This window comes from Mariniradius sediminis, from assembly GCF_021491425.1.
In the GTDB taxonomy this organism is placed as follows: Bacteria; Bacteroidota; Bacteroidia; order Cytophagales; family Cyclobacteriaceae; genus Mariniradius; species Mariniradius saccharolyticus.
Window position 1 is genome coordinate 414929 of sequence record NZ_JAKEVZ010000002.1, and the last position, 10706, is coordinate 425634.

13 protein-coding genes are annotated in these 10706 nt (G+C 41.5%); all 13 read right to left on the reverse strand.

From position 1 onward, the window contains the following. Position 1: 1 nt before the first annotated feature. The 13 genes from L0U89_RS04435 to L0U89_RS04495 all read right to left on the reverse strand — a co-directional run bounded on the left by L0U89_RS04435 (position 2) and on the right by L0U89_RS04495 (position 10018). Positions 2–763 (reverse strand): glycosyltransferase, encoded by a 762-nt coding sequence (locus L0U89_RS04435; protein ID WP_234860420.1) that lies wholly within the window; start codon positions 761–763, stop codon positions 2–4. Continuing rightward, positions 760–1698: a glycosyltransferase family 2 protein gene (locus tag L0U89_RS04440; RefSeq protein WP_234860421.1), complete on the reverse strand. Its 939-nt coding sequence runs from the start codon at positions 1696–1698 to the stop codon at positions 760–762. The genes L0U89_RS04435 and L0U89_RS04440 overlap by 4 nt, the downstream gene beginning before the upstream one ends. Continuing rightward, positions 1698–2393, reverse strand: coding sequence for an O-methyltransferase (locus tag L0U89_RS04445; protein ID WP_234860422.1), 696 nt, complete (start codon positions 2391–2393; stop codon positions 1698–1700). The genes L0U89_RS04440 and L0U89_RS04445 overlap by 1 nt, the downstream gene beginning before the upstream one ends. 17 nt (positions 2394–2410) lie before the next feature. Then, positions 2411–3670 carry an ABC transporter ATP-binding protein gene (locus tag L0U89_RS04450; RefSeq protein WP_234860423.1) on the reverse strand — a complete coding sequence of 420 codons (1260 nt, stop codon included), beginning with the start codon at positions 3668–3670 and terminating at the stop codon, positions 2411–2413. An 11-nt stretch (positions 3671–3681) separates the two neighbouring features. Further along, positions 3682–4398, reverse strand: a complete 717-nt coding sequence (locus L0U89_RS04455) for a class I SAM-dependent methyltransferase (RefSeq protein ID WP_234860424.1) — start codon at positions 4396–4398, stop codon at positions 3682–3684. A gap of 38 nt (positions 4399–4436) precedes the next feature. Next, on the reverse strand, positions 4437–5264 hold the full coding sequence (locus L0U89_RS04460; RefSeq protein WP_234860425.1) for a glycosyltransferase: 828 nt from the start codon (positions 5262–5264) through the stop codon (positions 4437–4439). Positions 5265–5270: 6 nt separating this feature from the next. Next, positions 5271–6062, reverse strand: a complete 792-nt coding sequence (locus tag L0U89_RS04465) for a class I SAM-dependent methyltransferase (RefSeq protein WP_234860426.1) — start codon at positions 6060–6062, stop codon at positions 5271–5273. Between the two features lie 86 nt (positions 6063–6148). Further along, positions 6149–6964: an ABC transporter permease gene (locus tag L0U89_RS04470; protein WP_234860427.1), complete on the reverse strand. Its 816-nt coding sequence runs from the start codon at positions 6962–6964 to the stop codon at positions 6149–6151. Next, entirely contained in the window at positions 6957–7577 is a 621-nt protein-coding gene (locus L0U89_RS04475; RefSeq protein ID WP_234860428.1) for an acetyltransferase, read from the reverse strand. Before L0U89_RS04475 ends, L0U89_RS04470 begins: the two co-directional genes overlap by 8 nt. A 233-nt stretch (positions 7578–7810) precedes the next feature. Then, entirely contained in the window at positions 7811–8038 is a 228-nt protein-coding gene (locus L0U89_RS04480; RefSeq protein ID WP_234860429.1) for a type II toxin-antitoxin system MqsA family antitoxin, read from the reverse strand. A 5-nt stretch (positions 8039–8043) separates the two neighbouring features. Beyond that, positions 8044–8325 carry a DUF4258 domain-containing protein gene (locus L0U89_RS04485; RefSeq protein ID WP_255777811.1) on the reverse strand — a complete coding sequence of 94 codons (282 nt, stop codon included), beginning with the start codon at positions 8323–8325 and terminating at the stop codon, positions 8044–8046. Positions 8326–8377: 52 nt separating this feature from the next. Further along, positions 8378–9541: a hypothetical protein gene (locus tag L0U89_RS04490; protein WP_234860430.1), complete on the reverse strand. Its 1164-nt coding sequence runs from the start codon at positions 9539–9541 to the stop codon at positions 8378–8380. Positions 9542–9703: 162 nt separating this feature from the next. Continuing rightward, positions 9704–10018 (reverse strand): hypothetical protein, encoded by a 315-nt coding sequence (locus tag L0U89_RS04495; protein WP_234860431.1) that lies wholly within the window; start codon positions 10016–10018, stop codon positions 9704–9706. Between the last annotated feature and the right edge of the window lie 688 nt (positions 10019–10706).

Sequence of the window (10706 nt, forward strand, 5' to 3'; positions counted from 1 at the left end):
TTCAGGATTGATTCTTATACATCCGGTAAACAGACCCCAACTTGGCAGCAAAAAAATATTTCAGAAAATCCACTGGAAAGGTATCTTTCCATACGGTTTTTGGAGAAGTAAATATCCTCTGGAAATACCTCTTTAGGGCCATTGTAAAATTCTTATCATGCAGGTAATCCCTTTCCTGTTTCCAGGTATGATTCCAAAGATGGACGGTGTAGGTTTCGGGTTTGATATAATCTTTGAAAAGATTCCCCCTCTCTGCATAAGCAAGCGGATAGAAATATTCTTTTGGAAACACCTTAATCAGCTCCCTATCCAAGGAAGTATTTAAATACTTGGGAATATCCAAAGGGTCAAAGTAATCAAATTTCACGGTCTCATATCCTTCAAGTAACCCCTTGATTACGGGATGTTTTGGTGCTGCGCCAATAATAGCCGCATTCAGACTTTGTTCCTTTTGTTCGCCGATAAATACATCAAAGGAAAGCAAGTCATCGAATGTCTTGATGACCATCATATCCGTATCCAAATAAACCCCACCTTCCTCATAAAGGGCATGTAAGCGGCAGACATCAGAGGCGAAAGCATATTTCCCTAGCTTGTAAGCTTCCCTTGCAAATTCATACCTGTTTACATCAAATGAATGCTCATCCCAGCACTTGATAGTGTAATCAGGCAATATCCTCTTCCAACTCTCGATACAGGATTTCTCCAAGTCAGAAAGCTGACCGGGACCAAACCAGCAATAATGGATAAGCTTGGGAATCAAATCAATTTTAATGTTTTTAAAAACCTAATGCCCAATATCTTTATTCCTTGAAATCTTCCTTTGAAAAGGTTGTATCGGGTACCGAAAATGAATAAGTCCCAAAATTCATTTGAAAATGCAGGTAAGAACAAAAGCATGTCGTTAAATACATTTTTAAAGAATGAAATTACAGGCTTATCCAACTCCCTACGGTAATCCAAAAAATTCGAATATATCTTTTTATAGCTTTGATAACTTACCAAATATTTTTGAGAATAGGATAGTCCCCAATAATTTACCGTCTTTGACCCTTCACTAATTCTCCAATATATCGTAGACTTTGATTCAAATTTAAATTGTGGTTTAGACAACAAAATCCTAGTGAAGAATTCTGCCTCTTGGCTTTTTAATAAGTTTTCATCAAATAATTCGTTAAACCTTTCCAAAAATATTCTCCTAAAACAAGGTTGGGCTGTTTGGAACCAAAAAACTCCCCTAACATAGTTAAGGGCTAAATCTGAGTCCAAATGATCGTAGTCCAATTCTTTAAATTCCTCTGATTCTGTAACAGATGAGTTGAATTTTTTTACCCCTCCAATCACAAAATCAATTTTTTCACTTTCAAGGAGATGAATTTTCCGTGATAACATTTCTGGATCTGGAATATCATCAGAATCCAGCCAATTAATATATTCACCGTTTGACATCTCGAAGGCAAAATTTCTTGCAGCATTCCCTCCTCTTTTTCTTTTTTCGGGCCTCTTAAATATTTTTATCCGCGGCTCTTTTCTAGAATAAGACTCCAGAATCTCCCATGAATTATCCGTACTATGATCATCTACTACGATACATTCCCAATGGGCATAAGTCTGTCCAATCACAGAATCTAAGGTTTCTGCTAGAAATGACGCTTTATTGTAGTTAGGGATTAAAATGGATACTAAAGGTTGATCCATTACGACGGGGAGGTTACGAGAGCCTGTTTATTTGAAAGTCTCGAATATTTGTTGAAGGATTGGGAAAATTTTAAAGGAGGCAATTCTTTCAGTTGTTTTAATATAAATTTTTCGTCTTCCCTGTCAGTATCGTCCAAAAAAACTATACTAGATTCATTTACCCTCTCTTTAAGAAAGTTGACAATACCGAATCTTGCAAATTTAGATTCATATCCCTTAGGTCCATCAACGATTACTAAGTCATATTTTTTTTTCCTGAGTATAGAGTTTGGGGGAATTGTAAACCATTTCCCCCCTTCCATAGCAAACTCAGAATTTGACCCAATCTCGAAATCGTAAAAATCAACATTTTTACATTGGCCTTGAAGATGTTTTTGCCACGACGCGTCTTGGTCAATACTAATGAACTCCGGCTTGTATCCCAATTCGGATATCAGGTTACTCAAAATAATGGTAGATAGTCCTGACCCAATCTCCAAAATAGTTGCGGGTCTGTGAATCACTATATCGTTTGCGATATGTTGGATTTCTTGAAATGAAAGTGTGTAGCCTGTCTCAAACACAAAACTGCTCGGAAAATATGGCCTCAGAATCTCAATCGCTTTAAGTTCTTTAAACTTAAAGTCTGAATATTCCATCGTCCTTTTGACAATTCGGTATTCTAATTTCTCAACCCCGAATATTTTATCTCTCAAGCTTGTTAACCAATTCATCATAGTACTTCAAAAGGGAGGTAAATATTTGTTTGACCTTCAGGGACCTTTAATGTATTAAAAAGGTCTCCAGAATTGTCTACCGAAAAAGTCAAAACATTTGAAAACCAATCGGCAACATCAACACCATCGTGGATGTATACAGTCAGATTATAAGTCCCTGGCAGCAATGGGTTTTTGGGAAATTCAAAAACAATCTCATTTTTGCCAAACTCAAATCCACTCTTGGATTCAGAACTCATCCAGAGAATCCTTTGGTTATATTGATTGTCTATTCTCAAATCAACTCTGGCTTTCGATAAGTTAAGATTGTTTTTAACCTTATATCTTAATTTAATCGACAGGGGTTCTCCTGTTTCTAATTCTTGTAGTCGATCTTTATTAGAAGATACAATGATTTCTTCCAGTTGGATATTCTTGTTTCCCTTCCCCACTATACCAGCCTCTTGGACATTTAGATAATTGTTACTAACCTCACCGACCAAATATGATTTGAGTGTTTCTGAAGTTTCATCAATAGCCTCTAGGTTTCCGTCCTTTAATAGTACTGAACGACCGCACAGGTTTCTAACGGCTTCCATATTATGGCTTACAAAAAGTACAGTTCTTCCTTCTTTCTGACTCACATCCTCCATTTTCCCAAGGCACTTCTTTTGAAATTCAAAATCCCCCACCGCCAATACCTCATCAATCACCAAAATCTCCGGATCTAAATGTGCGGCTACGGAAAAACCCAATCGCACTTTCATTCCTGACGAATAAAACTTGATTGGGGTATCCACAAATTTTTCAATACCCGAAAAATCAATAATCTCATCCAGTTTTCGGTCAATTTCTTTTTTTGTCATGCCGAGAATGGTCCCATTCATATAGATATTTTCTCTACCGGAAAGTTCCGGATGGAAGCCTGTCCCCACTTCCAAAAGTGCTGCAATGCGACCTTCCACAGTAATCCTCCCGGAGGTCGGTTCCGTGATACGGGAAAGAATCTTAAGCAGGGTAGATTTACCAGCACCGTTTTTACCGATTATTCCTAGCACCTCACCTTCCTTGACCTCGAAGCTGACATCTTTTAGTGCCCAATGTACGCCTTCTTCTTCTTCTCCGAATTTGCCCAGGTTGCGGATTTGCCGAAAGTTTTGGATCGGATATTTCAGCGTCCGGACAAGCTGCTCTGCAAATGTCTGCGCCTTTTCCTCCTTCAGTCCGATTCGATAGCGCTTGGACAAGTTTTCTACCTTGATGATGGTTTTCGACATCAATAAATGGATTAAAATTCAATTTCAGTTAAATCCCAAAGACCCATGCATTTGTCATGGTACATACCAAAATCATCCAAATTATCCTCCCAGATGACTTTCATAGGCTTCGGGAGATTAAAGGGAGCCTTTTGAAGATTAATGGCCCTCCATCCCCCTGTCCGAATGTCGAAATTTACGCCCCTGTGGATGTAGGTGGTGGTAAGCAGGTATTTCGATCCAGACTTCTTAAAGTTCGCCAGTGCCTTTTGAATGTCCTCAAAAGAGAAATGCACCAGACAGTCCCTACAAAAAATCAGATCAACTTTGGGCAGGTCATCTTCAATGATATTTCCTGCCTCAAAAGAAATCCCTGGCGTATTCCTATACTTAGCATCTAAGAATTTGATCAAATCCTCTACTATGTCCATACCGGTATAATCAATACCTGTTTTGTCAAGTTGCTGCATCCAGTTGAAATCACCGCAGGGGGAATCCAACATACTCTTAATCTTTAGCTGTTTCACCAGGTGATTGAGCTTTTTGAGCAGGATTTTGGTATGCTTTGTTTCTGACCCTTTCCCGGACACACTTTCCTTCGACCCCCAGATATTCTTGGAATAGATTTTTGAAAAAACCTCAGACACCCTTTCTTCATCAACAAAAAAATCCTTGGGATAATAGATGTATTCATTTGCTCGGATATCACCTCTCATTTTTCGGAGATAATACCTAATTCTATTTAGCATGTCGCTTTTTTCTGCTTTTGATTGAGAAATAGATCAGTTCATTTACTATTCCCTATGGCCTGTTTTATCTTAAATTTCAGATTGTTGGTCCTTACGCCCACATATTTCAGGTAAGCGGAAACCAATGCAAAAGGATTGACTTTAGCTTCGTCGGTCCTTGAATTAACATGAAACTCACCGCTAAGATTCTTTGCCAAGGGAAGGCCTGAAGATTTATTGACAAGATTTCCTCCATGGACTACCTGTAGCCACATTTTGGGGTCTTCTATTTCGATGGTATTGATTTGATCTGAAACCACCTGATGCTGTAATCCAAATATGGACCTATCCAAGGAATCCTTATCCTGAACCATGGATATAAAGGGATTACTCCGCATCATTTTTCGATAATAAATTCCTGAATTTACATCGAGAATGATGCCATTGGAGCAATTAAGCGCATAAGGCGGCTGGCATTTCTCCTGAGTAACTTTTGTCTGTATGGTTTGGACAAACTTTTCCGAAAGCGCATCGTCACAGTCCAATCTACTGGAAATGATGAGGTCGACATCATTTTCCACCGCTTTCAGGATATTCAATATTTCGGAATCCATTTTATCCCAATGATCTGTAAACTTGAATTCGATAATCCCATCTGCATCATGCGCTGATATTTGGTCAAGTAATACTTTTGGTGTTCTGCTGTCAAAAAATACCACCCATTGAAAATTCTTTTGCGATTGATGCCTGACACTGGGATAACAATAATCAAAAAACAGCTGAATTCTTTCCTCCATCCACTTTTCAGGATCCAATCCAAGATTGAAAGGTACCATTTCGAGATACTGTACATTAAATCTGGAAAAAACAAAATGTTTGATGGTCATTGGAAACTAGGATGATTTTCTATTCAAATTGGAAGTCTCCTGATTATCTCCTTTGTAGATAAAAATAAGGTTATGATAAAAATGGATGGAAATGATATTGAGATCATAATAGGTGGGTTCATAACGCTTGTTCTTAAACTCTACATGATTGAGTCCATCGACTAAAGATTTGAAGTACCCCATAATAGTCCCCTGATTGTTTCTCTCCTCCACCTGACCTCCATAATGCTCCCAATAGGAAGTTTGAGTATCCTCAACAACATAAATCCCCCCTGATTTAAGCTTGGGAAATAGATAATGGAAAGTGAACAGCACATGTTCATTGAGATGGCTACCATCGTCAATAATGATGTCCAGATTTCCGATTTCATTACAAACCGCATCAAGGAATTCTGAATCAACCTGACTGCCTTGGAATATTTTTATCCTGGATTCTTGATGGGGGCTTTTATCATAGATGTCAAAGGAAAAGATATTCGCCTTGGAAAAATAGCGTTTCCACATTCTAAGTGAGGACCCTCCACTGTAAGGTTTATCATATCCACCCACGCCAATCTCAAGCAGGTTGATCCTCTTTTTCCTGAGTTTTTGGAAATGGAATTCGTAATGAGGGGTGTACCAGTGTTCTCCCCATTTGTCAGTGCCATATATCTGAGCCAAGAAAGTCAAATCAGAAGTTTTATGGAAAGTCAAAAGCCTTTTCCCAAAGTTCTTGATCCTTCTGAGCTCTTTTTCGCTTAGTCGATTTTTAAAAATGGGAAGTACTTTTTCCCTTAGAAACTGATCTGCTTTTTTCAAATTTGAAGTGATTTATAAAGTCTTTAGAACCCTTTCGTCATTGCCTACACTCCAGGAGGCGGGAGAGGGGCAGGCAACGACGATTCTTACGCCACGTCGGCAAATACTTTTTCCATTCGGCGAAAGTAAAATAGTCCAAAAACGAAGAAAACAACCGCCACAATCGCCCCTGGCCATATCCACTCCCAAGGCATAGGTCTGTCAAGGAACATCGCCCGGATTCCTTCAATCACACCGACCATTGGGTTCAGGGAGTAGACAAACTGCCATTCGCTTGGTACTGCAGTCGTGCTGTACACGACAGGCGCTAGGTACAAGATTAGCTGGACAATAAATGTCAGCGCATACTTCACATCCCGGTACTGCACTGCCATGGCAGACAAGATCATCCCGATACCCAAAGAAGTAAACATCAACTGGACCAACAGCAGCGGAAGAAACACCAAGGTCCAACCTGGACTGACCCTAAAATAGATCAACAACACGAGGAGGATGACAAAGGAAATGATAAAATCCAGCAGCTTGGAAAAGATGGCAGACAGCGGAAGTATCAGCCTCGGGAAATACACCTTGGTGATCATATTGGCATTGGCCACAAGGCTGTTTGCAGATTCGGAAAGTGTACCTGAAAAGTAATTCCATGGCCATAAGGCCAAATAGGAAAAGAGAATATAGGGCATGCCATCCGAGTCCACGTTGGCCAATCCCCCAAATACCACGGTAAAGACAATCGTTGTGAATAAAGGTTGGATAATCGCCCATCCGACTCCTAGTACTGATTGTGCATATTTGGCTTTGATACCACGAATCGTTAGGAAATACAGCAGGTCCTTGTATCGCAAAAGCTCCTTAAAATCTATAAACTGCCAGCCTTTGCTTGGCTCGATAATCGTCTTATTCATTTGTTTTTATAATTTTACCCGGCACCCCCACCACTGTCACTCCACTCGATACATACTTCGTGACTACCGCACCGGCCCCTATCACCGCCCCATCCCCTACCTTGATACCAGGCAAGATCGTGGCATTCGCACCGACCATCACTTGATTGCCCAGGCTCACTTTTCCAAGCAGCACGGCACGGGGTGCGATTTCACAGAACTCCCCGATTTGCACTTCATGGTGCACCAGTGCCCCGGTGTTGACAAGTGTTCCCTTGCCGATACTTACTTTGGGTCCAATCACACAGCGGTTCATGATATCCGCGCCCGAGATTTCCGCCGCCCCGCTGCATAGGTTGTCCAAGCCTTGGATGGAAACATGCTTTCCCCCCAGTGCAGTAAACCGCTCGAAAAACCTTTTCCGCAGCTTGGGATTCCCCGTCCCCAATACAAACCGCGCATCTTGGGAAAAATGCGCCCGCAAAGCCTCCTCCGATTTGATGACGGGATATTTTCCCTCAATCATCAGGTTGGCACTGATATCGTCAAAAAAGGCCAAACCCTCCGTCATTTGACGGGCTATCAGCACTTCCAAAACCTCCAAAGAATGTCCACCCGCTCCTGCTATGACCATATATCTTTCAAAATTTCAACTTGATACAGTAGAAATCTTCGATTCTAAAAACAGAAAACTATTCAACTTTTTCATAATGAAAACGACAACTGTTTACCGTCTCCGCCCCCACCAAAAACACCAGGGGGAAACGTGGCGGATGAATGATTGTAATTAGGTAAGAGAATATCGACTAGCCAAAAAGTATTCAAAGCTGTTTCAAAAAAACATGTTATCGGAAAAAACCGCTCAATTCAGGCAACGTTCAACTTAACTACCTCCAACTCAGCGCCCTTTTCATGGGCTTCGTTTGCCTTTTCCAAGACTAATTTCGTGGTCGGCCCATCCAAATAATAATGCCCACAGTTTTGGCAGACCTCCGCAGGGACATCCTTTAACAAAACAATGGTATGATCCCTTTCAAGAGTGACGGTCACCCTACCGGGCTTTGTATTGCCATTTTTACAGATTGAGCATTCCATAATGATTACTTTTTTGATTTAAAATCCTTATTCCAGATTTCAGGATCCGGAAGATAGGCTGTAATGACGATACATTCTTCCTTGTCTGAATTATGCGCGACTACTACGTGAATGATCTTGTCGTCCAAGACACCAATCATCAGAACACTGGGGTAGGGTTTGTCGTCCAAATAATTTTTAATTATCTGCCCACCCGATATTGTGTGTTCAATTTCAAAGGTACTAATATTCCTTTTAAACATTTGGACAACTGCATGTTCTGCATATTTGATGTTTTTACATTTCATGAAATTGTCTCTTAAATCGCAGGTATTTGCTCCTCAATTCCGGTGAATACCTTCATTTGGTAGTCGCCTTTCTTGCATTTGCTATTGATTCGTTCAAAGGATTTCCTCCCACCAAAAACACCAATGGCAACACAGGCATCAGGAAGCGGGAATTCCAATTGTCGGCAAGCAAGGCCACACTCAATGCCGAACAGCCTACTACCGTCAGGGAAAATGCTTTGGGATAAATCCCAAGCGATCTTCCCAGCATGGCCCTTATAAAGGCCCAGTACATCGGCAGCAACAGGGCCAAAGCCAGCATGTTATGCGGCCAGGAATAATAGGGCCTGACATACAGCAAGTAATAAAACAACTTGGCCCCAAATAATTTCAGGGAGTAAATCGGATTAAACGCCCACAGGTAAAGGATTTTGGAGATGGGTTGCAGGTCTTGGGCGGGCAAATCCAGGTTCGCCGGCACAGCGAGCTGTAAGTAGGAAGCATACGCAGGAAGCTTGTGCACATTGTACACAATCTCTCCATTTTGATAGGCTTCAACAATGCCGAATGTAGCTAGCATCTGATTCAAAAGTCCGAGGAATCCAACAATCACAGCGGCGGAAAAAGCAATTTTCCAACCCACCGACGGCAGTTTCCTCCATGCCCAAACCGTCGCTATAGCAGCTAATCCCGCCAGCAAAGCAACTCCGGTTGGCTTGCACAAAATCGCCCAAACAAGGACCGCGGCCCCTAGTATGCCTTTTCCAAGAGTCACCTTGCCCCTGTGCGCCAGCGACAAAAAGTAAAAACCCATGCAATACAGACTGATCATCAGCGACTCCGCGTAGACAAACAGGTTCCAAAAGGATATCATCACAAATCCCAACACCCAGATGCAGGCAACAAAAGCAGTTTTGGGCTTGCCGTACAGGTTGATCGCAGCGAAATACAAGGCCACCATGCCGAAATAGGCAAACACGTATTGGAACAAAACGATGCCTTCCAATCCCGGCACGATACTTTGGGCCAGGAGCACAAAGAGCACATAGCCGATGTACCAAAACCAGTGCGGCTTGAAAAAAATCCCTTCCTCCCGAATCTCGTCAGCATATTCCAAATACCCCCAAGTATCATAATCCGTCATGATCCCCATTTTCCAAAACCAAAACCCATTGATCCCTGCAAACAACAAGGTCAATACAGCCAGCTGCAAGGTCCTGGATTCAAGAAGCTTCATAAACATTACACTCTTACTCAAACTAGGCGAGGGGGGAATAGCAGATTTTCTTCTTTCTTAAAACTACTTCGCATCTTCCTTGCCTATTGTTTTCTCGCCAACACGGCCAAGGGTTTAGATATGAGAGACAAGAGCCAAGAAACAAGGGCCGGTCGCCAATTATCAATTAATCATTCTAAATTCATCATTCTTCCCCTCTGCGTCTTTACGTGGCCCATAGATTGCTCTCACCCCAGCATCAGTCCTGTCGTAAAGCAGTATTAGTCTAGCTGCAAAGTAATACCAGTCTAGGTGCAAAGCAGTACCAAAGTAGTACCAAACTAGGGGATAGCTAGACCTTACTTGTGACCCTAGCCCTATTTTCCAATGGTCTTTGTCCCCACAGACCATTCCATACTTTATCCTGCGTATCGGAACCAACAATTCAAAAATATTTACGATGATCTCCAGTCTTCCATACACCACCACCTGACTCATACTTTCCCTATCTATATCCTATCGATACCCTATCTATTCGTTATCCATTCGCTATCTTTTCGACAAAAACCCAGAAAGTATATCACTTATTCAAGATATAAGGTTCAAGACGCCAGACTAAAGACCCGAAGGTCTTGGTATCTGAAAAAAAACGATTGAAACCAGGGGCCAACACATACATCTTTCCACCGAAAAACGCAGAATTGAAAGCATTGGAAATATTCAATTCCGTGAGAAATAATTCAATTTTCCCCGCCCAAACACCCACTTTTTGGCGGTAGCCGCCCGACCGTCTCCCGACCATGTCCCGACAGTGTCCCGACCTCCACCCGACCATTCCCCGACTTTTAATCAAAAACCTAGAAACCATATTACTTTTCCAAGATGAAAGATCCAAGACAAAAGACCCGCACTTCACGTACTTCATATTTTTCTCGCCAAGACTGCCAAGACGCCAAGAAAAAAAGTGTGCAGCGGCAGTCGGCAGTACCACGGGCAGATTCGAAATCCATGCGTGCATTTTATACATTCATCATTGTGAATTCATCATTCCTCGCTTCTTTGTGTGTGCCTAAAATAGGTTGACGGTTTTTTGTTAGTTGAATTGAATTTTTAACTGGTTTGGATCGAGCCTTTCAGCCCTTTCCTGGGTATATATTTCCATTTTAGTTCTTTTTTCAATCGGTAT